The following is a 26,804-nucleotide window of genomic DNA, read 5'->3' as shown; positions in this document are numbered from 1 at the left end:
CGCTGGTTAGCGCTGCGGGCCTGCGTGCTTGACCATCTCGTCCCACTCGACGATCTTGATGCGCTCGCGGCCGTGGGGCTCGCCGGCGGCTTGCTCGGCGGAGTTGAGGCGGTGCCAGCCGGCCCAAGTGGTCACGGCGATATCGCGGGACTCTAGGAGATCCAAGATGTCTTGCGGATCGCGCTTGGTCGCAGGCTCTAAGTCGCCGGACTTGTAGTCCGCCAGCAGCATGGTGGTGGTGTCCTTGGCATCGGATTTGGTATTGCCAATAAGCCCCACCGGGCCGCGCTTGATCCAGCCGGTGGTGTAGAGGCCGGGGAGCTTTTCGCCGTCGACATTGGCAAGCACGTGGCCGCCGTCATTGGGCATGGTGGCGGTGGTTTCGTTGAAGGGGATGCCGTCAACGGACTGCGGGTGGTAGCCCACCGCGCGGTAGACCGCCTGCACGGGCCACTCGGTGAACTTGCCGGTACCGCTCACGGAGCCATCGCCATTGAGCTGGGTGCGCTCGGTTTTGATGGCGGTGACGTGGCCGGCATCGCCAAGCACCTCTACTGGGGACTCGAAGAAGTGGATGTAGAGCTTGTGCGGGGCATCGCCTGGCTCGCGCATGGCGTAGGACTCCAGGGTCTGGCAGACCAGGTCGGTGGACTTGGCGGCGCGGCGGGCCTCTTCGGAAGCCTCGTCGTACTCGATGTCCTCCGGGCTGACGATGACCTCGATGGTGGGGGACTCATCGAGCTCCTTGAGCTCCTTTGGTGTGTACTTGGCCTGCGCTGGGCCGCGGCGGCCAAAGACGTGGACCTCCTTGGCGCGGTTTTCCTTCAGGGAAGAGTAGACGTTGTCTGGGATTTCCGTAACCAGCAGCTCGTCGGCAGTCTTGGCCAGGATGCGGGACACGTCGAGCGAAACGTTGCCCACGCCCACGACGGCGACGGACTCCGCGGACAGGTCCCAGTCGCGCTCGAAGTTGGGGTTGCCGTCATAAAAGCCCACGAATTCACCGGCGCCGTAGTTGCCCTCGAGATCCTCGCCGGGGATTCCCATTTCCTTATCGGCGGTGGCGCCGGTGGCGAAGATGATGGCGTCGTAGTAATCGCGCATCTCCGTGACGGTGATGTCCTTGCCCACTTCGATATTGCCCAGGAAGCGGATTTCTTCCTTCTCCATGATGTTGTGCAGCGACTGCACGATGCCCTTAATGCGCGGGTGATCCGGGGCGACGCCGTAGCGAATCAAACCAAAGGGCGCGGGCATCTTTTCAAAGAGATCGATCTGCACGTCCACATCGGATTTTACGAGGAGGTCAGAGGCGTAAATGCCGGCCGGTCCGGAGCCGACCACGGCGACACGCACTGGGCTAGTCATCTGTTCAGGGTGTCCTTTCTTTGGGTTTTTCTCACATTCTACGCGGTGGCCATGCATTAATTGTCACGGTGCTCACAACCCCCAGTTTAGGAGGGCGCCGGGGCGCGGAAAAGCGTCTGATTCACGTACAGTGGAGACGTCACCACGTGCTAGTAACTGTGATGTACGGCATAATGTTACGGCGCGTGTTCCAAGTGTTCCCGTGACGGCAAAGGAAAGGTAATCCGCATGTCTGCATCCCAGTCCACAGTGTTAAGCTCCATCGGCCGCGGTTTCGACGGCCTCGATATTCCCGCCTTGGCGGATAGTCTTGGCGCTGAGCTGCTCCGCTTAGAAGATTTCGACCCCACCGTGGCGGATGTTTTGGCCCACGCGCCCACCGCCACTGCCGATGCCCTCCTGGTCCAAGGCACCGGTGAGATCTCCTTCGATGCGGAGGTCGCCGCCGCGCTGGGCTTACCGCTGGTCATTATCTCCGGCGCCCCAGAGCGCGCCGCGGAGTTGGCGCAGCGCAAGGCAGAGTCCCTCGGCGCCACCGTTGCCGGCGTCTTCACCGATCTGGAGGCCGTGCCAGGTGCGTTGCAGGCCGCCGAGGAGACCGCGCCCGTCATGTCTGCGGACCTCTTCCAGAAGCAGCTCATTGACCAGGCCCGTTCCACCGGCTCCCACATCGTCCTGCCCGAGGGCGATGATGATCGCATCCTTGAAGCTGCCGATGCCCTGCTGCGCGATGAGGTCGCCCGGCTGACTATCTTGGGCAAGGAATCCGATATCCAGGCCCGCGCCAAGGAGCTGGGGCTGGATATTTCGGGCGCCGATATCATTGACCACCTGGAATCGCCGCTTGCGGAGGAATTCGCCGCGGACTTCGCGGAGCTGCGCAAGAAGAAGGGCGTGACCCTGGAGCAGGCCCGCGAGACCATGCAGGACATCTCCTACTTTGGCACCATGATGGTGCACAAGGGGCTTGCCGATGGCATGGTCTCCGGCGCCGCCCACACCACCGCCCACACCATTAAGCCGTCCTTCCAGATCATCAAGACCAAGCCGAATGCCTCGGTGGTTTCCTCCATCTTCTTGATGGTCATGCGCGGTCGCCTGTGGGCCTTCGGCGACTGCGCCGTGAACCCGAACCCCACCGCGGAACAGCTGGGCGAAATCGCCGTTGTTTCCGCGCAAACCGCGTCCCAGTTCGGCATCGACCCGCGCGTTGCCATGCTGTCCTACTCCACCGGCGCTTCCGGCACCGGCCCGGACGTCGAGCGCGCCATCGCGGCCGTCGAGGCCGCCAAGAAGCTGGATTCCTCGGTGAAGGTGGACGGCCCGCTGCAGTTCGACGCCGCCTGCGATCCGGGTGTTGCCGCAAAGAAGATGTCGGATTCCGATGTCGCCGGTAAGGCCAATGTCTTCGTCTTCCCCGATCTGGATGCCGGCAATATCGGCTATAAGACCGCGCAGCGCACCGGCGGCGCCTTGGCCGTGGGCCCCATCCTGCAGGGACTGAACAAGCCGGTCAATGATCTATCCCGCGGCGCTACCGTTCCGGACATCATCAATACCGTTGCCATTACCGCTATCCAGGCTGGAGAGAAATAAATGTCATACGTACTGGTCCTCAACTCGGGCTCCTCATCCATCAAGTTTCAGCTAGTGGACCCAACCGCTAGTGCCACGGATGATCCACTCGTATCTGGCCTGGTGGAACAGGTTGGCGAGCCGAGCGGCGCTATTACCATCAAGGTCGGCGGGGAAAAGTTCACCGAAGAACTGGAAGTTCCCGATCACTCCTTTGGCCTAAAGCGCGCCTTCGACCTGATGGATGATCATCAGGTGGGAACGAAAGACGTCGATATCATCGCCGTGGGACACCGCGTCGTGCACGGCGGCCGCCTCTTTTCGGAACCGCAGCTCATCGAGGATCAAATTGAATCGATGATCGAGGACCTCATCCCGCTGGCCCCGCTGCACAACCCGGCCAACTTGGACGGCATCCGCGTGGCGCGCAAGATCCTGCCGGATATTCCCCACGTGGCGGTCTTCGATACCGCATTCTTTAATACCTTGCCGCCGGCCGCAGCGCTTTATGCCATCAATAGCGAGGTCGCCTCCAAATACGATATCCGCCGCTACGGTTTCCACGGCACCTCCCACCAGTTCGTCTCCCAGCAGGTGCCGAAGATCTTGGACCGCGATCCGGAGCATACGCACCAGATTACGTTGCACCTGGGCAATGGCGCTTCGGCAGCAGCCATCCGCAATGGCCGTGCCATCGATACCTCGATGGGCCTTACCCCGCTGGCCGGCCTCGCCATGGGTACGCGTACCGGCGATATCGACCCAGGCATCATCTTCCACCTGGTGCGCCAGGCAGGCATGAGCATCGACGACATCGATAAGCTGCTCAATAAGCAATCCGGTGTCAAGGGCATCGCGGGCGTTAATGATTTCCGTACGTTGCGCGAGCACATCGATAAGGGCGATGAAGACGCATGGCTGGCGTATAACATCTACATCCACCAGCTGCGCCGCTTCATCGGTTCTTACATGATTGCCCTAGGCCGCGTGGACGCCATTACCTTCACTGCCGGCGTGGGCGAGAACGACACCGAGGTGCGCCAGGACGCGCTGTACAACCTGGATATGTACGGCATCGACTTTGATAAGGAGCGCAACCTCGTCCGTTCCGATGAGCCGCGGGTCATCTCCACCGATGATTCGCCCGTCAAGGTCTTGGTGGTTCCCACCAACGAGGAGCTGGCCATCGCGCAGAAGTCTGCGGAGGTCGCCGCCCAGGCGCGCGAGGCCGGCCTATTTAAGTAGGCCCTAGAAGGTGGTGATGGGCCGGACCTGGTTGGCCAAGTCCACCAGCGCATAGCGGTGGCGGCTAAACGGGGCCTGGCGGGCCAGTGCCCGCAGGGTCTCGGCCAGGCCGGTGCGCAGGCCGCGCTGGGTAAAGGCGTACTCGAAGAGATCATTCGGCGAGGACGCCCGCGAGAGATCGGCGTTGCGCAGGAAATTAAGGCCTGCGGAGATGACGGCGATCTTGATTTGGAGGAAGCGCGGCTCGTTGGTGGGGACTTCTTCGAGGCGTCGGGCAGCGCGGCGAATGCGCGATTCCGATAGATTGTGCACGATAAGCTGCAGCACGGTGGTCAGCAGCGCCATACGGAAGTGACGCGAGGCATTGGGGACCTTATCCAAGGTTGCTACGGACAGCTCCACCTGCCCTTCCGCGCGCAATTGGCGGGCAAGCCCAAAAGCGGAGGATACGGTCGTGGGGTTGGTGGCCCAGACGATGCCGTACAGGCGCATGGAATTAAACCGCAGCGCGCCCGGGTCTTGGGTGACATGCGACCAGATTTCTGGCTGGCCCTCAAAGGCGGAAGAGGGGAGATCGGCCAGGGTGGAGTAGAGGTTGGAGCAGGCGCGGGCTACGGTGGCATCGATAAGCGATGTTTCACTGTAATCAATCTGCTGCAGGATGAGCTCATTGATGGCCGCGATGGCGAGCTTGGGGGCGGCCTCGCCGGGCAATAAATCGAGGACTGTGGCGAAGTATTCCTGCGCATCGATGTAATCATCGTGCAAGAGCTCGGTGATGCCGGCGTACCACTGGTAGCGCCAGTCTTGGCCGAGGCGGTCCTCGATGGAGCCTAACCACTGGCGGGCCTCGTCGGTATAGCCCAAATCAATCATGGAACGCACCACGCCGAGGGGAATCTCGGCGGAATGCTCGTATTCCGGAGTCCGCATGGCTTGGCGCAGGGTCTCGAGGGCTTCCTGCGGCTCGGCGTAGGACGTACCTTGTAGCAGGCTGGCGCCGACATCGTCGCGGTCTACCAGGGGCGTCGGCAAGGCGGAGACGACCTCGGGTGCGGTGATTTGGATGGTGCGGTCGATGCCATCGATAAGCTGATCCGTGCGAAAGACCAAGTGCTTGGTGCCGAAGGTGGTACGTTGCGGCGAGAAAAGCGAGTGCTGGGAGGGGTACTGGCGGCCGTCGCGGATGGCGAGGACCTCGCGCAGCACGCCGTAGAGCTGGGTGCGCAGCTCCTTGATGGAGCTAAACCGGCGCTGCGGGTCGCGGTGCGTCGCGCGCAGCAGCAGGCGGTAGAGGGAGAGGAAGCGTCGCAGCTCCGGTTCCGTGGACGGGTTGGGGATGCCAGGGAGGAAGACGCCGTCCTCGCTGGGCAGCTTGAGGCATAGCGCGGCCAGGGTGCGGCCGATGGTGTAGATATCGCTGGCGATGGACGGCCCCTTGGACGCGACCTCCGGGGCCTGGAAGCCCTGGGTGCCGTAGATAAACCCGAACGCCCCGATGCCGGAGACCGCGCCCAAGTCAATGAGCTTGACCTGGTCCTCGGTGACGATGATGTTATCCGGCTTCAGGTCGTTATAGACCACGCCGCGCGAGTGCAGGTACTCCAGCGCCGGCAGGATTTCCAGGATATAGCCAATGGCAATGTCAACGGGCAGCAGCTCGTTGGGTTGCTTATTGCGCCTGCTTCTTAGCGATGGCCCGCCCACGTACTCCATGACTATGAATCCACCCGGCACGCGGTCATCGTCGATAAAATTAAAAATCTTGACGATGCCCGGGTGGGTAATGTCTGCCAGAAACTCGCGCTCCGCCTCGGCCGCGGCCGTCTCATCGGCGGACTTTTGGGCCTGCATGCCCTTGAGCACCACCACGCGCCCGGAGACGTAGTGGTCATTGGCCAGGTAAATCCAGCCCATACCGCCGTGGGCGATGACGCCGAGGATTTCGTATTGCTCCGCGACCATATCGCCCGGTTCCAGCTGCGGCGGCGGAACCTTTTTGCCCTTGATCTTCTCTTTGGGGTCGATGAGGGCGGCGGTGGGATCGGCCGGGGTGATAAACGGCAGGCGCACCATGCCATCAGCAACCGGCCGCTCGGTGCGCTGCGTGCCGCGGCGCTCGCGGAAGGTATCGATCGCCTGCCGGCGCGAGCGTTCCGAGGACTTTTCCTGGGCCGTTTTCTCATCGCGCTCGCTCTCGCGCTGAGCACGGATATTCTCTAAGTCCGCGAGCAGGCTGGAGAGGTGATCCGGGTCGATGGAACCGTCGTCGTCTTCATCGTCATCGGCGAAAGGATCAAAGGCCACCGCCGAAGTCCCCGGATCCCCGCGGTGCTCGATGGGTTCGCTCGCGAATGGGTCATACGCCACGGCCGCCGTGCCCACTCCGCCGGTATCGCCGGCGTTGCCGCTCTCGTCGGCGGTGTTTCCGTTTCGCGCACCCTGGGCCGCGGTATCCTGACCAGCCGTGCTTTGGCCTGCCGTCCTTTGTCCAGCTGTGCTTTGGCCCGCCGTGCCCTGGGCAGCAGTGCTTGGGCCAGTCGTGCTGCCGTCCGTTGTTTGCCTGCTCGTTGCCTCCGTATCCGGGAAGGCAGCGGCGGGGGCTGTGCCAGGGACCTGCGCCGCGGCGGTATCGACATCAGCTTCGCTAGTGCCATTGTCGCTAGCATCAGCGTTGTGAGTGGTGGCCGCGGTATCGGCCCCGACGTCGCGGTTGGCAGGTCTGCGGTTGGCAGCGTTGGTGCTCGCGGTGGGGGAGTCCGCGCCGGCGTTGGCAGCGGCGGTATCCGAGCCAGCGGCGGCGTTGGCGGCGTTGGCGGCGTTGGTGTCAGCGTCATCGGCTGTGCTGGCTGTGTTGGGGGAATCGGCGGCGTCGCGATCGCGGTCCTGGCTGCGGTCTGGGTTGGAGTCTTGGTCGCGGTCCCGGTCGGGGTCAGCGTCGCGGTAGGAAGCCTTGGTGGGCTGCCGGAATTGGCGCTGGGTATCGAGGTTTTCGGGCTCGAGGTATTCGAGCTCGTCTTCGCTGAAATTCGGGTTATGGTTCATGACTTATCTTCCTCGATGTATGTCCCCGACGGCAGGGTGGGCTCGTCTAGGTAAGCGCCTAGCCACCTGTCAAAGATGTCGGACCACGTCCCGTCGCGGCGGATGCGCTCTAAGGTGGAATTGACCTGGCGCAGCAGCGGGCGGGTGTCATGATCCTTGTTGGGAAGGCGCGCGGCAACGCCGTAGTTCTCGGTCTTTAAGGGCTCGCCCACGATGGAGGTATAGGAATCCTGCGCGGCCATGCCGGACAGCAGGGCATCATCAACCACCACGCCATCGGCCTGGTTGAGCTGCAGCGCCATGAGGCAATCGCCCCAGGAGCGGGTGATGAGGATATCGGACTGGGGGGCGCGCTCGCGGATGGTATCCAGCGCGGTGGACCCGCGCACCCCGCACAACCTCTTGCCATCGGCATCATCGATGGAATTCATCCCGGAGCTGGTGAGCACCAGCATGCGGGTTTGCGTGGTCATATAGGGGATGGAAAAGGCCACTTCCTTCTCGCGCTCGGGGCTAATGGTCATGGTGCGCACGATGATATCGACGGTGCCATTATCCAGCGCGGCGGTGCGGTCGGAGGATTCGACGAAGCGGAAATCCACCTTATTGGGATCGCCGAAGATATCGCGGGCAATCTCGTGTGCGATATCGACCTCGAAGCCGCGGACATCGCCGGAGGCGGCATCGCGGTAGCTCAGCAGGTTATTGGAGCGGTCTACGCCCACGATAAGGCGCCCGCGCTTGAGGATGTCCGGCACCCGCTCCTTCGCCGTTTTATCATCCGGCCGGTAGGTGCCTTTTAGATCGGTCTCGTCTTCCTTTTTGGGCGCGGTGCTACCGGCTTCCTCCACGGTGGATCCCTCCGGCAGCGGCGGGCCAGGGCTGGCATCTAGTGCTTGCTGCTCCGGCGATTCCAGCGGCGGGACGGAGCGAATATCGCAGCCGGCCAGCGCGAGGATGCTGCAGGCAGCAACGATGGCGGTAAGCGGTGCACGGTAGCGCATTAGAGGTACTCCTGCAGTCGGGGACGAATGCCCAGCCACACCGCGAAGATGGCGCACAGGGTGAGCAGGAAGACAGCGGAGGAGACCGCGGTCATGGCGGTCAGTCCGCGCTCTAAGTAGGTGCGCATGGCGATGCGCGCCTGGCCGATGAGCTCTGAAAGCTCGCTATCGAGCTCATTAAAGGACTGCGCGGCGGTGGTCTCGCCATCCTCGGGATCGGTGATGGTGGCTTGGTAGACGGCTTCGTCATAGTCGCCCTCGCTCAGCGCTTCCATGAGCTTTTCGTGCGAGTCTTGCCACTTTTCGGTGGCGGCGCGGGCGCTGTGGATGAGCTCGGGATCGTTGACCTCGACGTCATCGTCGTGCAGCGCGCTTTCATAATCCCCCAACGCCTTTTCGATGGACTCGACGGATCCAGAAAAGCGCTCGAGCGTATCTTCCTCAGAGGAGCGCAGCACCAGCGCGAGGGTTTCTGAGGTGCGCGCCTGCTGGGCCTCAATGCGCGAGGCTGTCAGCGAATCCCACGGGCGCGAGGCCGTTTCAAAGCCCTGATGGCCGGTGGACCACGTGGCCAAATTAGAAAGTGCGACCCAGAAAACGGCCAAGAAGAGCAGCACCGTTGCGGTTAAAAAGCCGCGGTTAAACCGGCGGCGGGTCTGGCGCCACAGCCACCACTGCGCCACGATGAGGAAGAAGACCGCGGCCAGCAGGCCTGATAGCGGCACCCACTGCGGCGAGGTGAGCTTTTGCTGCTCCTGGTTGACCTTTGCGGTGGTCAGCTGGAAAAGCTCAGAGGCCGCCGGCAGGATATGCTCGCGCATGAGCGAGGAGGCATTGGACATATAGGAATTAGCCACGGCATTGCCGGCGCGGTGGTTCGAGCGCGCCTTTTCAATCATCGCGGTATAAATGGGCAGCTCGCGCTGGATGAAGGTAACGAGGTCGCGCACGCGGGCATCGTCAGGCGTGGTGCCCAGCACGGATTCGGTCGCGGCGATGGAGGCGGCATCGATGGCATCGTTATAGCGCTCGCGGTTGCCCTCTGATTCCACGCCGGCCTGCACGAATCCGGTGGTCGCGATGGTATCTGCCACCGATAGGGAGCTATAGAGGTGGTGGGCCGCATTGGACATCGGCTCGGTGGTATTAAGCAGCTCGTCGAGGTCGGAGTGGCGGGCGGCGGAAGACTGGGACATCGATAAGCCGGCGGCTCCCAACGCCACCGTGAGGATCAGGGTGACGGTAAAAAGCTTGCCTGGGGTGGTGGAGGCGAAGTAATAAAACCGCCGCAGCAGGCGCGCCGGGCCCGCAAACCATTCCATGGCGCGGTGGGTGAGCCCGCTTAGGGCCGGGCGAGAGGGCGCGGTAACCTCATCCAGCCAGTGATCGCTGGGGTGAGCGTCCTCATCGCGCTCTGACTCTACCCGCACTGCCTGCTCAGTCATTCACTTAGAATAACGCCCCTAGTGTGCTGGGCGCCACCATTTACCCGCGTGTGTGGCTAGGATAGGAAATATGCATAACCCTCACAGTGGAGACGGCTGGGCGGCGGGCCCCAGTGGCATTCGCGTATGGGGAAAATTCGGTGCCGCCGGCCTCTTCCTCGTCGCCGGGCGCGAGGTGCTGCTGCAACACCGCGCCGCGTGGACCAATAACGGCAATACCTGGGGGATTCCCGGCGGGGCGCGGGACTTACAAGAAAGCCCCACCCAGGCCGCGCTGCGGGAAACGCACGAGGAATGCGCCATCGCGCCTGCCGATGTCGAGGTGCTCGACACCCAAGTAACGGCCGGGCCCTATCCACCGGCGGGGGATTTGCCGGGGGAGTGGACCTATACCACCGTGCTGGCGCGCACCCGCAGCGGCCTGCGTCTGCCCACCACCGCCAACGAGGAATCGCATGAGCTGCGCTGGGTGGGCCTAGATGAGGTGGAAAAATTACCGCTTATCGCGCCATTTCGCCACGCCTTTCCCGCCCTGCGGCGGCGGGTGGAAAAATTGAACCGGTAAGGTATCCAAAAATATGGCATTCTAGTGCTCATGATTGAAGTACAAGGACTGACTAAGGATTACGGGTCTGTCCGCGCCGTTGAGGATCTCACCTTCCAAGTAAAGCCCGGTGTGGTCACCGGCTTCTTGGGTCCCAATGGTGCCGGCAAATCCACCACCATGCGGATGATCGTGGGCTTGGACGAGCCCACGGCCGGTGAGGTCCGCGTCAACGGCAAGCACTACCACGATCTCGCGCACCCGCTGCGCGAGGTGGGCGCGCTTTTGGACGCGAAGGCGGTGCACCCCAACCGCACGGCCGCGAATCACCTGAAGTGGATGGCGGCGGCCAATGGCATTCCCGCCTCTCGCGTGGATGAGGTGCTGGGGCTGGTGGGGCTTTCCGATGTCGCCGGGAAGAAAGCCGGCGGCTTTTCCCTCGGCATGGGCCAGCGCTTGGGCCTTGCGGGCGCCCTATTGGGCGATCCGGGAATCCTCATCCTGGATGAGCCGGTCAACGGCCTAGATCCAGAAGGCATCCGTTGGGTGCGCCAGCTCGTGCGCGCGCTGGCCGCAGAAGGCCGCACCATTTTGATTTCCTCCCACCTCTTGTCCGAGATGGCCCAGACCGCGGATCACCTCGTGGTCATTGGCAAGGGGAAGATGGTTGCGGATAAGCCGACCCACGAGTTCGTCCGCGGCCACTCGCAGTCCTTGGTGTATGTGCGCTCTAACCACCTTCCGGAATTCGGGGAGGCCCTCAAGAAGGAGGGCGTTTCCTTTACCGAATCCAAGGACGAGGAGGGCCGCCCGCGGCTCGAGGTCATCAACCAGACCACCGAGTTCGTGGGCGAGCTTGCCTATTCCACCGGGGTGCCGCTGCACGAGCTCACCCTGAAAAGCGCTTCGCTGGAGGATGCGTTCATGGATCTCACCGGCGATGCCGTGCAGTATCACGCCGGCACGCCTGGCGCGCAGCCAGGCCAGCCAGGCCAGTCCGGTGGGTTCGCCCGCCCCAACGAGCAGGAGGTTTAATCCGCCATGTTGAATATCTTGAAATCCGAGTGGATTAAGCTGCGTACCACCCGCTCCTTCTGGTGGACCACCGCACTATTCCTCCTGTTTTCGTGGGGCTGGGCCGGCACCAGCGCCGCGTTGATGGAGCCGCTCGAGCCGGAGGCCATTGACATGGGCTTCCAACTTATTGAGCCCGAGTTTACCGTCGTATTCCTGGTGACCTTGGGCCTGCCTGTGCTGATGATTCAGGCCATCATGCTGGTGACCACGGAATATCGCTTCGGCACCCAAGCGATTACCTTCATGGCCTCCCCGCGGCGCGGGAGCGTGGCCGTGGCCAAGCTGGTCTTATACGCGGTCATTGCGGCCGTCCTGGCCTTCATCGGCGTGGTAGGCGCGTACCTGTTCACGGATCTGCTTGCCGATAGCTCCATTTCCGCCACCTTCGACCCCTGGAACGATGAAGTAGGCCGCGAGCAACTGTGGAAGTACCCACTGGCCGCGGCCCTCGTGGTGGCCTTTGCCCAAGGCGTCGGCATGCTCATTCGCCAGACCGCGGGTTCTGTGGCGCTGTGCCTCATCCTGTACCTAGGCGTGGACCAGATGGTCAGCATGATTCCGGTCGTGGGCGATAAGATCGGCAGCTACATGCCCTTTACCGCCTTCCAGAACTGGCTGTCTAATACCCCAGTGGATAACGCGCTGTGGACGGAGGCCGCAGGCAGCGGCGTCGTATTCTTCATCTGGGCCGCGGTGCTGTGGGCCCTTGGCGCGTTCGTGCTGCACAAGCGCGATGCCTAAACGTTGCTCCCTAGTTAGGGAGCAACGGGCGACGGGGGCGGGGTATCCCCGTCGCTGGAAAGGAATCGGGGTTGGGAGGGGCATCGGCAAGCAATGCTTATTGCAGGGCCGAAGTTAGCCGCATGACGTTATCGACGTAGCGGCGGACAAAGCCGCGCTGGTTCCACTCCTCAAGGGTGAGCTCGTGGCACACCGCGCGGTAATTGGAGGCGAGCTGGTTGAACTGGGCGAGGAGATCGCCCTTGGCCACGAGCATGGTGGTCTCATAGTTGAGGCCGAAGGAGCGCGGATCCATATTGGACGAGCCGAACATGCACAGCGGATTGAACTCCTGGTCATCTGGATCCGTGATGATGAACTTGGAGTGCAAAACATACGGGTAGGGGAATTGGTAGATATGCACCCCGGCCTCAAGCAGCGCCTGGTAATAGGAAGACTGGGCGTGGTTGACCATGAACTGGTCCGCGGTATCGGAGACATAAAGCTCCACATCCACCCCGCGGTAGCAGGCGGTGGTCACGGCCTCTAAGAGGGATTCGTCTGGCACGAAATACGGCGAGCACAGCACCAGGCGCTGCTTGGCGTGGTGTACCAGGGAGTTAAACATGCGCAGGTTGGGCTCGGTGGTATAGCCGGGGCCGGAGGGAATCATCTGCAGGTAGTTGGCGTCGACTGTTTGGGCATCGTCATACGGCAGCTCATCCAGCGGGAGGTTCTCGCCGGATTCGGTGTACCAATCCACCGCGAAGACCGCGGTCATGGCGGTGACGATGGGGCCAGATAGCTCCACCATGTAGTCGATCCAAAAGCGGTCATCGGTTTTATATTGGCGCTTGATCAGGTTGATGGAACCAATAAAGCCCACCTCGCCATCGATGATGACGAGCTTGCGGTGGTTGCGCAGATCCGGGCGGCGGAATCGGCCCTTGTGCAGCTGGATGGGCAGCATGAGGCGCCAGTCCACGCCGATTTCTGTCAGTTTGTCCCCCAACGAGGAATAGCCCTTGTACTTAAAACTGCCAATCTGATCCAGTAGCAGGCGGACCTTGACGCCGCGGGCGGTGGCGCGGGCGAGGGCTTGGAAAAATACATCCGTGACCTCGTCCCAGGACTGGATATAGACCTCGATGGAGACGTACTTTTCGGCGCGGTCCACGGCCGCGGCGATGGCGCGAATGCATTCATCGTAATCCGCATGCAGGCCCAGGTTGTGGCCAATGAGCGCAGGAAAGCCGGTTAGCTCGCGGTTGAGCTTGATGACGGATTCCACCTCGGCTGACAGGATGCCCTTGGGGTGGTCCGGGGTGCGGGCGGAAATATCCTCGAGGCGCTCATTGGCCTCTTGCTGGATGCGGTGGCGGCGCCGGTTGATATACGGCGAGCCCATGAGCAAAAACAGCGGCAGGCCGATGACAGGCAGCACCAAAATAGCCAGCAACCACGCTGTCGAATTGGAGGGCCGGCGGCCTTCTGGCACGAAGCCGACGGCGATGATCTTGATGGAATAATCAACGATAAGGAAGGCCAGCTGCCAGAAGCTGAGATCGAGCGACCAGGTCATTTAACGCACGGAATCGAAATCGGGCAGATCGAAATCTGCATGAAGCGGGCAGTGATCGGAGGTTTTTTCGCCGGCGCGCTCCTCCATGTCTACGCGGGCGCCGGTGACGTGCTTGGCCAAAGGCGGCGAGGCCAGCTGGAAATCGATGCGCATGCCCTCGTTTTTGTGAAAGCGCATCCCCTTGTAATCAAAGTAGGTATAGCGTTGGTCCTCGGTAAACCGGCGCGTGACCTCCTCGAGGCCAGCCTCCTCAAGCATCTGGAAGGCGGCGCGCTCGGGTTCGGTGACATGCGTCTTGCCGCGGAATGCCTCGATATCCCACACGTCCTCATCACGCGGGGCGATATTGAAATCGCCGGTTAAAAGCAGCTTGGATTGGGCGCGCCCCGCGGCGTAGCGGGCGAGCTGGTAGAGGAAATCCAGCTTGTAGTCGTAGTGGCGGTCTGTGATCTCGCGGCCGTTGGGGATATACAGCGACCAGATTTCTACCCCGCGGATGCGCGCACCAAGCGCCCGGGCTTCGCGGTCCTGGGGCTTTTCTGGGTCCTTGGCAAAGCCAGGCTGGTGGGGGAAGCCGGTAAAGACTTCCTCTGGTTGCTCTTTGGAAATGATGGCCACGCCATTCCATTGGTTCAGGCCATGGCAGGTGACATGGTAGCCGGCATCCTCGAAGGCCACGCGGGGGAATTTATCGTCCTTGACCTTCGTCTCTTGTAAGCACAGCACGTCGATGTCGTGCGTGTGGAGTAGGTCCAGCGCCCGCTGGGCGCGGGTGCGAACGGAGTTGATATTCCACGTGGTGATGCGCATGAATAATACAGTACCGCGCGGGCAATGGCCCGGACTAGTCCAGGCCGCGGCCGGCGGGCTAGGCGGACCAGCGCAGCGAGGGGCTAGTCGCGCAGCTGCGCGTAGATCTGGCGGTGCTGCTCGATGAAGCCCAGCTTTTCGTACAGACGAATGCCGGCGGTATTAGAAGCCAAGACATCGAGGTAGGCGTGCTTCGCGCCCTGCTCGCGCCCCCAGCGCAGCATGTGCTGGCCCAAAAGCGCTCCTAAGCCCTGGCGGCGGTGCGCGGGTGCTACCTCCACGGCGGAGTATCCCAGCCAGGCGGTGCCGTCGCCGGATTCGGTGATGGTGCCGCGGGTGATGGCGACGGTCTCGCCGTCAATAACGAGCCGCCCGAAGCCCATCGTGCCCTCGATGCGGGCGCGCAGGTACTCCAGGGCCTCGGCGGGCAGCGCCTGGCCGCGGAAGTGGTACATCTGCAGCCATGCGTCATCGGGCTGGGCATCGATGCGAAACTCCGCGCCGCTGGGGTGGGACCCCGGGGCCTCGGCGGAAAGGTCTGCGAGATCGCGCAGGACCATGACGAGGATTTCGGGTTCGGTGTGCCAGGTGGCATCGGCAAGCAGGCGCTCTGCAGGCTTGCCAATGCGCTCCGGGATAAGCAGGCACACCGGGAGATCGTGGCGGCGGTAGAACTCCGTGATTTCCGCCAGCGGCACCGGATTGAAGCCCGCGGAGGGCCCGAGAGGGACGGCGGAATTGGACCGGCCCGTCACGCCATCGCCGGCGCGCATGAGCCAGGAGCCGTCCGCGGTCCACGTGTGCTCCTTGCCGGGAAAGGCCTGGGCGGTGGCATATTCGACGGCGCGGATATCGGAATTGCGCACCATGCGCGGCGAAAGGCGCTTGATAATCTTCAGCTGCTCGGGCGCGATTTCCACGGCCTCGAGATCGGAAGGGTAGCCGCCGACCAGCTGCGGGCGGATGACCAGCGGCTCGAGGCTGAGGACATGGCCGATGACATCGCTATGCACCCCGCCGAAATCGCGCCGAGCCACGACGCGATCGCCTACCTGCACGTTATCGGAGCGAAAGATGCGGGACATGATTAATCGTCGTGCCCGAAGGGGTCTTCGTCCTCGCCCGGCATCCAGGAGTAGCCCGGCTCGGTCCAGCCATTGCGCTTAATGGCCTTCTTTGCCTGGCGCTTGTAGCGGCCGATGAGGGTGTCGGTGTAGACGTAGCCATCGAGGTGGCCGGTTTCGTGCTGCAGGCAGCGGGCGAAAAAGCCGTAGCCCTCCACGGTGATATCGTTGCCGTTCTCGTCCTTGCCGGTCACGCGCGCCCAGTCGGCGCGGCCGGTGGGAAAGCCCTCGCCCGGCACGGAGAGGCAGCCTTCGTCGTCGGAGCCGTCATCGGCAGGCATGGTCTCTGGGATCTCGGAGGTCTCCAGCACCGGGTTGATAACACACCCCTTGCGCATGCCGGCCTTATCCGCAGGCAGCTCGGTGCCATCCGGGCCTTCGGTATCGGGGCAGTGGTAGACGAAGAGCCGCTTGCCTATGCCCACCTGGTTCGCCGCCAAGCCCACGCCATGGGCGACCTCCATGGTCTCGTACATGTCCGCGATGAGCTGTTGCATCTCGGGGCTGGAAATCTCGGATTCTTCCACCGGCGTGGTGGGCTGATGAAGCACGGGCTCGCCGTGGATAACGATGGGACGAATAGTCATGTTCTACAGTTTAAGCATGAACCCCTTGTCTGACCTAGACGCCGCCATTTTGGACTTTGAGGAAACCGCCCCGCGCAGCATTGGCCGCAAGGAAGAGGCCATCCGCGCGCAGCTGGATATCTCGCCGGTGCGCTATCACCAACGGCTGAACCTGCTTCTCGATGCCCCCGCCGCCGCCGAATCCCATCCCCTCCTGGTGGCCCGGTTGAAGCGCCTGCGGGAGGAGCGCGAAAATACGCGGCGCGCCGCGCGGGGAAATACCCCACCGCGTTAGAACCTGCTACTAGTGTTACTGAAGTGACTAAAGAGAATCCGGATAATCTATACGACCAGCAATTCGACGACGCCGCCGGCGAGGCCGCCGCGGCCGATTACGGCGATGCATATTATGACGACGCCTACGAAGGTGCTTACGACGGCGATTATGACGATGAGGTAGACGGCGAGGACGTTGCTGCTGGCGCTGCCGGGGCTGGGGCCGGGGCCGCCGCGGCCAGGACCGGCGGCGGTGGGGGAGGCGCCCACGCCAAAAAGAGCGGTTTACCACTGCGCGGGCTCGCCATGGTGCTTATCGCCGTGGCCGTGATGCTTGGCCTGTGGGGCCTTTATGCCATGACCTCGGAGGACGATGATTCGACCGTCGCTTCTGATTCCGAGCAGTCGAAGTCGGACGGCTCCGCCAATGGCGGCCAAGAAGGCAACGGCGCCGGTGGTGCGGCTCCGGATGGCGCGCGCGGCGACGGTTCCCGCGACGGCAATAACCAGCCGCCTCGTGAGGGCGAGAACGCGCACCCGAACGGCGGCGCCGAGGGCGAGGCTAACCGCGACGCCAACCGCGATACCGGCGCGCGCGACCAGCACGGTGCGCGCGACCAGCACGGTGAAGGCCGCGGCGGGGAGGAAGCCCGGGCCGGCGGCAACGATGCGCCGTCCGCCGCGCGCGACCGCAATGACATTAAGGTCAGCGTTCTTAATAACTCCGGCGAATCCGATAAAGCCAAGAATGAAGCCGATGTGTTGAAGGACGGCGGCTTCAAGGTGGGCTATGTGGGCAACCTGCCAGGCGATGTCCTGACCGTGCCCAAGACCACCGTCTTCTACCCTGAGGGCGATGCCTCCGCGGAGTCCCTGGCCAAGGAAGTAGCCGCGCGCTACCAGGCAGAAGTAAAGCCCATGAATAAGGACCTGCCCAAGGAAGCTACCGAGGACGGCGCCGTTGTGGTCGCCCTCGCCGTGCCACAGGCCTAAATAAAATTCATGGAAGATTACCCGCTACCCGTTAAGCTAGACCGGTGAAGATTCCGGCAGAAGTATTCGCCCGTTCCCCCGAGCCCACGCTCGGGGTGGAATGGGAAGTCGCGCTCGTGGACCGCGACTCGCGCGATCTCGTCCCGCGCGGGGCTGAGCTGATCGATCTCGCCACTGCCGCCCACCCCGATATTCATGTGGAAAAGGAATTCCTGCAGAATACGGTGGAACTAGTCACGGGCATTTGCTCCACGGTGCCGGAAGCCATTGCGGAGCTAGAAACCTCGCTGGCGGCCGTGGAAGAAGCCGCGGATAAGCTCGGCATCGATGTGTGGGCCTCGGGCGGGCACCCGTTTACGGATTTTCGGGAAAACCCGCTGTCAGATAAACCCAGCTATCAAGAGATCATCGCTCGCACCCAGTACTGGGGAAAGCAGATGCTGCTGTGGGGCACCCACGTCCACGTGGGTATCAGCCACGAGGATCGCGTCTGGCCCATCATCAATGCGCTGATGACAAAGTACCCCCACCTCTTGGCCATCTCTGCGTGCTCGCCGGGGTGGGAAGGATTGGATACGGGTTACGCCTCCAATCGCACCATGCTGTACCAGCAGCTGCCCACCGCCGGCATGCCGTATCAATTCTTCACCTGGGGCGAGTGGCAGTCCTATATGCGGGATCAGGCTATTTCCGGGGTCATTAACCACACCGGCTCGATGCACTTCGATATCCGCCCGGCCTCGAAGTGGGGCACCGTGGAGGTCCGCGTATCCGATGCCACCTCGAACCTGCGGGAGCTATCCGCCGTCGTCGCGCTCACGCACTGCCTGGTCGTTCACTATGACCGCATGATTGATGCGGGCGAGGAGCTGCCCGTCTTGCAGCCGTGGCACGTGGCGGAAAATAAGTGGCGCGGTGCTCGCTACGGCATGGATGCCCTCGTTATTACCTCGCGCGACACGGACGAGGCCTGGGTCAAGGATGAACTGGCCCAGATGGTAGAAGAACTCACTCCCTTAGCCCGTGAGCTAGGCTGCGCGGAAGAGCTGGCCGTAGTGCACGACATCATCGACGGCGGCGCCGGATACGAACGCCAACGTCGGCTCTTCCAAGAAACCGGCAGCTGGCGCGATGTCGTCGAAGAAACCTGCCGCGAACTGCACACCTTCCGGCCGGTGCGCTAAGCAGCTGACCACTAACTAGCAAACCGATGACCGGCTCTAAGCGTGCGCGCTCAGTGACCGCACGCCTAGTGCCACACAGCAGGTAGCTGGCCGCGGTGCAGGGGTTCGCAGGTGGTTACCGCACGCCCTAGCTGCGTGCGCGGTCGCGCGCCGCTTAGCCGTTGTCTCGGGCGTGGCGGCCGCCGTAGGACGGGGGAGCCGGGATATCGGTATAGCCCTCGGTGGAAGGAAACTCGCGGGTCTCGGGGTTAAATACCGGGAACTCTGCGGTTTCATCGGGGGCAGAAGCACCCTGCGAGGTAGCGCCAGACTCAGGTGCGCCAGACGCAGGTGCACCAGCTGCGGGTACACCGGAAGCCTGGGTGCGCTGCGGCTGGGCATGCTGGGCTTGGGCATGCTGAGGCTGAGCAGCGGGCTGTGCCGCGTGCTGGCCGGCGTGGGGCTCGTCCTTGCTGGGCTGGGTGCCGGGGATGAATCCCCAGAGGGCATAAAAGGCGATGTAGAGGATGCCGGAGCCGGTGAAAAAGAGCATCGCCCAGGGCTGGAAATCCCAGTGGTTGAGCGAGCGGTTCGCGCCTTCGAGCCAGAAGGCTGCGGAGACATAGGGCAAGAGCACGATGCACATGGCCGCGAAGGAGACCAGCGCTGCAACTTGCGCGCCGATGACACCGCGCAGGCGCTTGCCCAGTGCCTGGTTGACGGAGATGAGGACCACGATGGCCAGCGGGAAGACCCAGACCCAGTGGTGGTACCAGGAAAAGGGCGAGACCAAGCACGCGCTAATGCCGGCCAAGGCCATGGCGGCGGAGTTATTCTTGTGCTTCATTGCGGTGCGCAGTGCCAGGCAGGTCAGGACGAAGACGACCGCGACGGCGGCGAGCCACATCCAGCCGCCGTCGATGCCCCACGCGCGCACCATGAGCGAGCGGATGGACTGCGCGCCCGGGTTGGTGTGTTCACCCACGCGGGAGGAATTGAAGATGGCATCGGTCCAGAACACCTCGGCGTCCGGGATGGTGACGAAACCAATCGCCACGGTCACCGCGAAGGTAAGGACGCTGATGACCGCCTGCCACCAGCGTTTTTGGAATAGGAGCACCAACCCCATGAAGGCCGGGGTGAGCTTCAAACCGGCAGCGAGGCCGATGCCAACGCCGGGCAGCGCCCACTTCTTAGGAATGAGGTCGAGGGCGACCAGGAACATCAAAAAGACGTTGATCTGGCCGTAGAACAAGGTGCCGTACATCGGCTCCACGGCCGGGGCGCACAGGACCAGCAGGATGCCAACGACCCAGGTCAACGGCGATAGTTTGAGGCCGCGCTCGTGGAAGACCATGAGGATGACGGCCAATAAGGCAAGGATGGTGCCGCCTTGCCAGAGGATGATAAGGGGGTCATCGGCAAGCGAGGAAATCCACTTGAATAGCGTGCCGGCAAAGGGCGGGTAGGTAAAAGGCAGGTTGCCAATGTAGGCGTTGTCATAGAGGTTGGCGCCATCGGCAACCTCGCCGCCGGCGAGCCAGTAAATCTTCAGATCCAACGGCACGCGCCAGATGAAGGCATTGGGACCGTCGTATTTGCTATAGCGGGAGAGGCTGAAAATAAAAAAGGCAACCAAAAGGGTGGCCAGAGTAGGCAGTCCGTATAGCTTTTTCACGGTTAAAGGTGCCTCCTATTTGCGGCGCAGCGAACGGCCGGCAGGGCGATCATTGCGCGACATCGATTCCTCGGAACCGTACAGGCCTTCACGGCGTGCAATGCGTGAGGTGCGCTGCGCGGTCACCGGGCTGGTAAACATCGCAAACAGTACCAGCAAAATAAGCATACCCAAATCACCGCGCTCGGCCATACTGAATGATTCCGCCCCGGTGATGCGGATGAACGCACCCATGATGGTGAGGATGAGCCCGGTCGTCTGCGGCTTGCTCACGGCATGCACGCGGGACATCGTGTCCTTAAAGCGCGCCAGGCCAATGGCGGCGGCGAGGATGAGCAGGCTTCCGCTAATGACGAGGATGAGCGAGAGAATATCGGCGATTAGTGACCAACTCATTGGTTATCCCTCTTCCTAAACCTGGTGACGGATACGGTGGAGATGAAGCCGAGCAGCGCGATGACCAGCATGGCCGAGACCACGGAGGTATCGAGCGACCAGCACATGTAGGTCGCCAGCGCGCACTGGAACATGGCGGTAAAACCGTCCATTCCCACCAGCCGGTCGAGGGAGTTGGGCCCTACGATAATGCGCCAGACGGTGATTAATACGGAGACCCACAGCAGGAATGCGGGAACCAGCAGGATGGCGTGATAGATCTGCGGATCCATTATGGGTGGCTCCTTTCAAAGATCTCGATCATGGAAGATTCTAGGCGGGACACGGCATCGATTTCGCGCTGGATCTGCGCCTCATCCCGGGCATCCAGGATGTGGATGGTGATCATGCGATTGGCGATGTCAATATCCGTCACCGTTCCACCCGGCTGCAGGTTATATAGCGTCACGGCAAGGGAGAGGATGAACTCATTTTCTAGGCGCATCGGCAATTCCAGGATGGCGGTCTTGGGCAGCGGCTGCGGCCTTGAGGCGAGCCAGCCCACCTTGAGGGAGGCGTAAAACAGCTCCCAGAACCAGCGGAGCATGTAGCGGAAGAATTTGCCCCACGCGACCTCGACGCCGGCAATGGGCATCGCCGGCAGCGGCAGGGCAAAGACGATGACCAGGGCGACGAGGAGGCCGCCGACCACATTGCCCACCGTGATTTCGCCCATGAGCATGCACCACATGACCGTGATCCAGACGGTAAACCACGGCCGGAAACGGTAGCGCACACCGGCAAAGCGGCTCTTAGTCATCGCGGGCCTCCTTCTTTACTGGCGTAGGGCTTTCCGATGCCCCCGATTTCCCCGGCGCATCCTTGCTCGGCGTCTCCGAACTCGGTGTCTCCGAACTCGGCGTTTCAGCGCTCGGGGTCTCCGGCGCGGCGGATTTCGGATCGTGGGCCGGGCCGGGATCCGGCAGCAGGTGGCTGCGCTCTTTGTAGGAGTCCGCGCCGCCTTCGTAGCGCTCCTTCTGGTCAAGGTGCCGGGTAGGGTTATCGGCGTTTTCGCCCAATACGGCGTACTGATAAATGGAGGTATCCTGCGCGGATTCGGCCGCGCGGGAGGTAATGCCGGAAATCGGGCCGGCGAGGAAGGTAATCGAGGTGGAGGCGATGACCAGTAGTGCGGTGGCACCCAGCATGCCGAACGGCACCCGGCCGACGTCCTGGCGGGAGGAGAACTCGACCTCATCGGTGATATCGGAAAGCGGGGCGGGGCGAGCCAGGGCGACGTTACCCTCGGGGGCATCGGCGCGGTCGCGCTGGAAGCCCTTGGCCCAGACCAGCATCATGACATAAAGAGTCAGCAGCGAGGTCACCAGTGCGCCACCGATAAGCACCCATGCCAGCCAGGAGCCTTCATTGGCGCCTGCCTGAATGAGGATGATCTTGCCCAAGAAACCAGAGAACGGCGGTACGCCGCCCAGGTTGATGGCCGGGATGAAATACAGCACGGCGATAAGCGGGGCGGAATACATCAGCGAGCCCAGGCGCCGGAGCGAGGAGGTACCGGCCTGGCGCTCGATGAGGCCGACGACCAAGAAAAGCGCGGTCTGCACCAGAATGTGGTGGATGGCGTAGAAAATGGCGCCGGATAGCCCCTGGGCGGTGCCCAAGGAGACGCCAAAGATCATATAACCGATGTGGCTGACCAGGGTAAAGGACAGCAGACGCTTAATATCGGTCTGCGCGATGGCGCCCAGGATGCCCACCAGCATGGTGGCCAGCGCCACCCACATCAGCACGGTATCGAGCCCACCATTGGTAAAGATGGACGTGCGCGCGCGGATGATCGCGTACACACCGACCTTGGTCAGCAGGCCGGCGAAGACGGCCGTCACCAGCGAGGGCGCGGTGGGGTAGGAGTCCGGCAGCCAGGCGGCTAGCGGCACCACCGCGGCCTTAATGCCAAAGGCCACGAGCAAGGTGGCGAAGATGGCGGTGCGGGTGCCCTCCGGGATGTCCTGCATGCGCTGGCCAATCTGCGCCATGTTCATGGTGCCGACGGAGGCATAGACATATGCCAGCGCCAGCAGGAAGATCATGGATGAGGCCATCGAGACCATCACATAACCCACGCCGGCGCGCACGCGGCCTGCCGATGCCCCCAAGGTCAACAGCACATACGAGGCCACAAGGAAGACCTCGAAGCCGACGTACAGGTTAAACAAGTCGCCGGCCAAAAAGGAGATATTTACGCCCATGGTCAGCAACATGTAGGTGGGCAAGAAGACCGCGACCGGTTCGTCCTTGGTGCCATCGCGCACACCCTGGGAAATGGCGTACCAGATAACGGAGAACAGCACCACAGACGAGGTAAAGAGGATCATCGTGGAGAGCCGGTCCGCTACCAACGTGATGCCCACCGGCGCATCCCAGCCGCCAATTTGCAGCGTCTGTATGCCATGGAAATCCACTATTATGATCAGGCTCGCGTTCACCGCAGCCGTAATCAGCAGGGAGAAAAAGGCGATCTGGCGCTGCACATTAGGCATGCGGGCAAAAAGCAGCGAGAGCGCCGCGGCCACGGCCGGGATGATAACCGGCAGCGGGATGAGGGCGCCGACATACGGGTACATCGCCTCGGCCGCCTGGTGGAATGGCTCAGTCATCTTCGGCTCCCTTCACTGGCTCCTCGAAGGACTCGGGGCCGAAATTATCGCCTTCCTTGGTGGCCCGCCCGGTGGCGGGGTCATTGGAGGCATCATGATCCGCGCTCGCCGCGGCATTGCCGGGCTTGGAGGCCTTGGCGGCAATCGCGGTGTCTTCGGCGTCATCTTCAATGACGTCGGCGGTGCGGTAGCGGTACTGGCGGTAGGCCAAGGTGAGGATGAAGGCCGTTAGCGCCATGGAGATGACGATGGCGGTAAGGATCATCGCTTGGGTAAGTGGATCCGCAATATCGCTGCCATAAGGCTGGGCCTCGCGGCCATCGATGGGCGGCGAGCCCGCCGGGCCACCGGCCTGCAGCATGAAGAGGTTGGCGCCATTGCCCAGCAAGAGCAGCCCGAGCAGCATCTTGGTCATGGCGCGATCGAGCAAGAGGTAGATGCCCGCAGAAACCATCACTCCGGCGGCGAGCAGGAGGAAGAGGTTGGCTTGCATTTATTTCTCCTTTCCTGCGTTGTCCCCGGAATCTGTGCCGGAGGGGCTCGTTGCGGCTGGTACCTTTTCTTGTTTCTTCTCTTGTTTTTGCGCCCTTTGGGCCTTCTGCTTGGTGCTGCGCTCCCGGTTCTTCCGCGCAAGCGAACGGGCGCGGTCGCGGGCGCGCTGCTTACGCATCTCTTCTTCCTCATCCAGCTTGGCGCCGAGCGAGCTGAGCACGTAGAGCGTGAGCCCCACGACGATGAGGTAGACGCCCAGGTCAAAGACCAGCGCCGAAGGCAGCGAGACCGCGCCGATAAGCGGGATTTCGGGCGAGGTATATCCGCTGGTAAGCGGCGGGTAGCCAAAGAACATCGGCACCACCACCGCCAGGGCGGAGAAGGTGAGGCCAGCGCCCATGGTGCGCCCGGCATCGATGGGCAGGGCCTCATCGAGCTCCGCGCGGCCACCGGCCAGGTAGCGCAGGATGAGTGCGAGTGCGGCCACAAGGCCACCGGCGAAGCCGCCGCCTGGCGCATTGTGCCCGGCGAAGAAGAAGTAGAAGGACAGCGCCATCATGGAGGGGAAGAGCACGCGGGTGGAGACATCGATCATCAGCGAGCGGTTGAGCGCCTGCTCCGATTCCGCGCCCGCGGCCAGCCAGCGCCGGCCCGTGACCTGCAGGGTAGGCCGGCGGCTGTCCCTAGAGAAGGATTGCGTGCGGTAAATCAGGGAGGCCACACCGAGCGCGGCGATGATGATCACCGTGATCTCACCAAAGGTATCCCAGGCGCGCAGGTCCACCAGCAAGACGTTGACGGCATTGGCGCCGTGGCCAATCTCCTTTGCCAGCTCCGGCATGTACTGCGAGATGGGCTCGGCCGAGCGCGCGTTGATGGCGAACATCGCCACGATGGTGACGGTCAAGCCGGTGCCGACGGAGAGCCAGGCGCGCAGGCGGCCCATCTTCGGGTCCTGCTTCCACTCGGTAGACGCCGGGATGCGGCGCAGCACCAGCATGAATAGCACCATGATGATGGTTTCCGTGAGCAGCTGGGTCAGCGCCAAGTCCGGGGCACCATGGATGGCAAAGACGAAAGACAAGGAATAGCCGGTAATGCCGACGATGATGACGGCGGACAAGCGGTTATCAGTCACCGTGGCGGCAATGGCGGCCACCATCATGATGATGGCGGCGACAATCTGCCAGGGATTTTCTGCAACCACCATGCGGATATCCGTGAGATCACCGGTAATCAGCATGGTCAGCGGCAGCACCATGAGGGTGGCGAAGATGACGGTCAGGTTGAGCTGCAACGAACCGCGCTGGGTCACGGCCGTGGTGCGCAGGGAGAGCTTGCGCAGGGTGGAGATGACCTTGTCGTAGACGGCGTCGGCATCGCCAAGCGCGGGGTACGCAAACTGCCATTGCTCCAGCACCTGGCGGCGCCAGTGGACGATGATGCCGGCCACGATGATGATGGCGGATACGCCCAAGGTCACCGACCACCCGTGCCAGAGGGCCAGGCCGTGGTGCTCGCCTGCCCCGAAGGTGGAATCGAGGTGCTGATCGATGGCCGCCGAGAGCGCCTGCGGCGCGAGGCCAAGCGCGATAGTCAGCGCGGTGAGCACGGCCGGGGCGAGCCACAGGCCCACGTTGACCTTGTGCATCGTGGCCACGGCCGCAGAGACGCCGTCCTTATCGTGCGGGAGGTTCTTGGAGGCAAACGCGCCCCACAAAAAGCGCAGGGCATAGGCCATGGTGAGGATGGAACCTGCCACATAGGCCACCAGGATCATATTGCGCGGCATGCCAATGAGCAGTCCTTCGTGCATGGTGGATTCCAGCACGGCCTCCTTGGACACAAAACCAAAGAGCGGGGGAACGCCCGCCATGGACAGGGCGGAGATTAGGGCGAGGCTGTAAAGGAAGGGCTGCCTGCGGCCGAGGCCGGATAGCTTCGTAATATCGCGCGTGCCTGAGCAGTGGTCGATGGCGCCGACCACCATGAACAGTGCAGCCTTGAAGAGCGAGTGAGCAAAGGTCAGCGCCAGGCCCGCCTGCATGGCCTCCCGGGAGCCAACCGCCACGATGGAGGTAATAAAGCCCAGCTGGGAGACCGTGCCATAGGCCAAAATGAGCTTGAGGTCCTTTTGTTTCAGCGCCATCCAGCCGCCGAGCAGCATGGTAAAGACGCCTAAGGAAATGACCACGAGGTGCCAGGTGGCGACCTCGTACATATCCGGTGCCAGGCGCGCGACCAGGTAGATTCCGGCCTTGACCATGGCCGCGGAGTGCAGGTACGCCGAGACCGGCGTCGGCGCGGCCATGGCACCCGGTAGCCAGAAGTGCGCCGGCACGATGGCGGACTTGGTCAGCGCGCCGACCAGGATGAGCACGATGGCGACGGTGACGTATGGCGTTTGGGGGAAATGATCGTAGGCGTGGATTTCGCTAAATGTCCACGCCCCGGTCTGCCGGCCGAGCAGGCAGATGCCCATCAGCATGGACAGGCCACCCAAGACCGTGACCATAAGGGCCTGCTGTGCAGCGCGGCGCGAGGAGGCGCGCTCGGCATAGTAGCTGACCAATAGGTACGACAAGAGGGAGGTGATCTCCCAGAAGACGTACATGAGCAGCAGGCTATCGGAGGTGACCAACCCAAACATGGCGGTGGCAAAGCCCACCATTTGGCCGGCGAACATGGCAAGGCGGCGCCGCGTGGAATCGAAATAACCCCAGCAATACAGCAAGACCAACGCGCCCATGCCCAGGATAATAAGGCTAAAGAGCCCGCCTAGGGCATCCATGCGCAGATCCACGGCGAGGTGCGCGGCCGGCATCCACTCGATGGTGTAATTCAGCGTGCCGCCATCGCGGAAGGTACCCCGGGCAAAGTGCGCGAGGGTCCACACGAAACCGACACCGGGAACTATTGCCAATAAACCAAAGGCTGGGCGGCCCACATTCATGATGAGCAGCGGTGCAACCACGGTGGCAACGATGAGGGCACCCAGAAGTATTAGCACGTTGGAATCTGCGCTCCTTAGGTTGTGTCAAGTT

23 protein-coding genes are annotated in these 26,804 nt (G+C 62.6%); 8 read left to right on the top strand and 15 right to left on the bottom strand.

Annotated elements, in window-relative coordinates; genetic code table 11:
* Window positions 1-6: 6 nt before the first annotated feature.
* Complete coding sequence (locus tag CACC_RS10330) at window positions 7-1,368, bottom strand: FAD-dependent oxidoreductase (RefSeq protein WP_035108528.1); 1,362 nt, start codon at window positions 1,366-1,368, stop codon at window positions 7-9.
* A gap of 228 nt (window positions 1,369-1,596) precedes the next feature.
* Between CACC_RS10330 and pta the strand changes: the two genes are divergently transcribed.
* Complete coding sequence (gene pta, locus CACC_RS10325; protein WP_005279433.1) at window positions 1,597-2,964, top strand: phosphate acetyltransferase; 1,368 nt, start codon at window positions 1,597-1,599, stop codon at window positions 2,962-2,964.
* Window positions 2,965-4,188: an acetate kinase gene (locus CACC_RS10320; RefSeq protein WP_005279435.1), complete on the top strand. Its 1,224-nt coding sequence runs from the start codon at window positions 2,965-2,967 to the stop codon at window positions 4,186-4,188.
* Between the two features lie 3 nt (window positions 4,189-4,191).
* Here the strand turns inward: CACC_RS10320 and CACC_RS10315 are convergent, their stop codons facing one another.
* From CACC_RS10315 to CACC_RS10305, 3 genes are read right to left on the bottom strand one after another with little or no spacing between them, the layout of a single operon-like run.
* Window positions 4,192-7,233, bottom strand: coding sequence for a serine/threonine protein kinase (locus CACC_RS10315; RefSeq protein ID WP_005279436.1), 3,042 nt, complete (start codon window positions 7,231-7,233; stop codon window positions 4,192-4,194).
* On the bottom strand, window positions 7,230-8,237 hold the full coding sequence (locus CACC_RS10310) for a glutamate ABC transporter substrate-binding protein (RefSeq protein ID WP_005279437.1): 1,008 nt from the start codon (window positions 8,235-8,237) through the stop codon (window positions 7,230-7,232). The genes CACC_RS10315 and CACC_RS10310 overlap by 4 nt, the downstream gene beginning before the upstream one ends.
* A complete protein-coding gene (locus CACC_RS10305) occupies window positions 8,237-9,682 on the bottom strand; it encodes an MCP four helix bundle domain-containing protein (protein WP_005279438.1) in 1,446 nt (481 codons plus the stop codon). The genes CACC_RS10310 and CACC_RS10305 overlap by 1 nt, the downstream gene beginning before the upstream one ends.
* Window positions 9,683-9,752: 70 nt before the next feature.
* Here CACC_RS10305 and CACC_RS10300 point away from each other — a divergent pair, with 70 nt between their 5' ends.
* Genes CACC_RS10300 through CACC_RS10290 form a run of 3 tightly spaced genes read left to right on the top strand, consistent with a single transcriptional unit; the run spans window position 9,753 to window position 12,044 of the window.
* Window positions 9,753-10,247, top strand: coding sequence for an NUDIX domain-containing protein (locus CACC_RS10300; RefSeq protein WP_005279439.1), 495 nt, complete (start codon window positions 9,753-9,755; stop codon window positions 10,245-10,247).
* Between the two features lie 30 nt (window positions 10,248-10,277).
* On the top strand, window positions 10,278-11,261 hold the full coding sequence (locus CACC_RS10295) for an ABC transporter ATP-binding protein (protein ID WP_005279440.1): 984 nt from the start codon (window positions 10,278-10,280) through the stop codon (window positions 11,259-11,261).
* A 6-nt stretch (window positions 11,262-11,267) separates the two neighbouring features.
* Entirely contained in the window at window positions 11,268-12,044 is a 777-nt protein-coding gene (locus tag CACC_RS10290; protein WP_005279441.1) for an ABC-2 transporter permease, read from the top strand.
* A gap of 97 nt (window positions 12,045-12,141) precedes the next feature.
* Here the strand turns inward: CACC_RS10290 and cls are convergent, their stop codons facing one another.
* The 4 genes from cls to CACC_RS10270 all read right to left on the bottom strand — a co-directional run bounded on the left by cls (window position 12,142) and on the right by CACC_RS10270 (window position 16,126).
* Window positions 12,142-13,605, bottom strand: coding sequence for a cardiolipin synthase (cls, locus tag CACC_RS10285; RefSeq protein ID WP_005279442.1), 1,464 nt, complete (start codon window positions 13,603-13,605; stop codon window positions 12,142-12,144).
* Window positions 13,606-14,415, bottom strand: a complete 810-nt coding sequence (locus CACC_RS10280) for an exodeoxyribonuclease III (protein ID WP_005279443.1) — start codon at window positions 14,413-14,415, stop codon at window positions 13,606-13,608.
* Between the two features lie 83 nt (window positions 14,416-14,498).
* Window positions 14,499-15,500: an N-acetylglutamate synthase, CG3035 family gene (locus tag CACC_RS10275; protein WP_005279445.1), complete on the bottom strand. Its 1,002-nt coding sequence runs from the start codon at window positions 15,498-15,500 to the stop codon at window positions 14,499-14,501.
* 2 nt (window positions 15,501-15,502) lie between these two features.
* Window positions 15,503-16,126 (bottom strand): peptide deformylase, encoded by a 624-nt coding sequence (locus CACC_RS10270; RefSeq protein ID WP_005279447.1) that lies wholly within the window; start codon window positions 16,124-16,126, stop codon window positions 15,503-15,505.
* On the opposite strand from CACC_RS10270, the gene CACC_RS10265 reads away from it, so the two are divergent.
* From CACC_RS10265 to CACC_RS10255, 3 genes are read left to right on the top strand one after another with little or no spacing between them, the layout of a single operon-like run.
* Window positions 16,125-16,400 (top strand): DUF3263 domain-containing protein, encoded by a 276-nt coding sequence (locus CACC_RS10265; RefSeq protein ID WP_005279449.1) that lies wholly within the window; start codon window positions 16,125-16,127, stop codon window positions 16,398-16,400. The two genes, CACC_RS10270 and CACC_RS10265, sit on opposite strands and share 2 nt — an antisense overlap.
* A gap of 23 nt (window positions 16,401-16,423) precedes the next feature.
* Complete coding sequence (locus tag CACC_RS10260) at window positions 16,424-17,374, top strand: LytR C-terminal domain-containing protein (protein WP_249852941.1); 951 nt, start codon at window positions 16,424-16,426, stop codon at window positions 17,372-17,374.
* Between the two features lie 44 nt (window positions 17,375-17,418).
* A complete protein-coding gene (locus CACC_RS10255; RefSeq protein WP_005279454.1) occupies window positions 17,419-18,558 on the top strand; it encodes a glutamate--cysteine ligase in 1,140 nt (379 codons plus the stop codon).
* A 154-nt stretch (window positions 18,559-18,712) separates the two neighbouring features.
* Here CACC_RS10255 and CACC_RS10250 read toward each other — a convergent pair whose 3' ends face one another.
* Genes CACC_RS10250 through CACC_RS10220 form a run of 7 tightly spaced genes read right to left on the bottom strand, consistent with a single transcriptional unit; the run spans window position 18,713 to window position 26,770 of the window.
* Window positions 18,713-20,215, bottom strand: coding sequence for a glycosyltransferase 87 family protein (locus CACC_RS10250; protein WP_005279456.1), 1,503 nt, complete (start codon window positions 20,213-20,215; stop codon window positions 18,713-18,715).
* A gap of 15 nt (window positions 20,216-20,230) precedes the next feature.
* A complete protein-coding gene (locus CACC_RS10245; RefSeq protein WP_005279458.1) occupies window positions 20,231-20,611 on the bottom strand; it encodes a monovalent cation/H(+) antiporter subunit G in 381 nt (126 codons plus the stop codon).
* A complete protein-coding gene (locus tag CACC_RS10240) occupies window positions 20,608-20,883 on the bottom strand; it encodes a monovalent cation/H+ antiporter complex subunit F (RefSeq protein ID WP_005279460.1) in 276 nt (91 codons plus the stop codon). Before CACC_RS10240 ends, CACC_RS10245 begins: the two co-directional genes overlap by 4 nt.
* Window positions 20,883-21,410, bottom strand: a complete 528-nt coding sequence (locus CACC_RS10235; RefSeq protein WP_005279462.1) for a Na+/H+ antiporter subunit E — start codon at window positions 21,408-21,410, stop codon at window positions 20,883-20,885. The genes CACC_RS10240 and CACC_RS10235 overlap by 1 nt, the downstream gene beginning before the upstream one ends.
* Window positions 21,403-23,268: a Na+/H+ antiporter subunit D gene (locus CACC_RS10230; RefSeq protein ID WP_005279464.1), complete on the bottom strand. Its 1,866-nt coding sequence runs from the start codon at window positions 23,266-23,268 to the stop codon at window positions 21,403-21,405. The genes CACC_RS10235 and CACC_RS10230 overlap by 8 nt, the downstream gene beginning before the upstream one ends.
* Complete coding sequence (locus CACC_RS10225) at window positions 23,261-23,761, bottom strand: Na(+)/H(+) antiporter subunit C (RefSeq protein WP_005279466.1); 501 nt, start codon at window positions 23,759-23,761, stop codon at window positions 23,261-23,263. Before CACC_RS10225 ends, CACC_RS10230 begins: the two co-directional genes overlap by 8 nt.
* Window positions 23,762-26,770, bottom strand: a complete 3,009-nt coding sequence (locus CACC_RS10220; RefSeq protein ID WP_005279468.1) for a Na+/H+ antiporter subunit A — start codon at window positions 26,768-26,770, stop codon at window positions 23,762-23,764.
* Between the last annotated feature and the right edge of the window lie 34 nt (window positions 26,771-26,804).

Source organism: Corynebacterium accolens (assembly GCF_023520795.1).
GTDB classification, from domain to species: Bacteria; Actinomycetota; Actinomycetes; order Mycobacteriales; family Mycobacteriaceae; genus Corynebacterium; species Corynebacterium accolens.
This window is presented reverse-complemented; position numbering and strand designations above follow the sequence as displayed.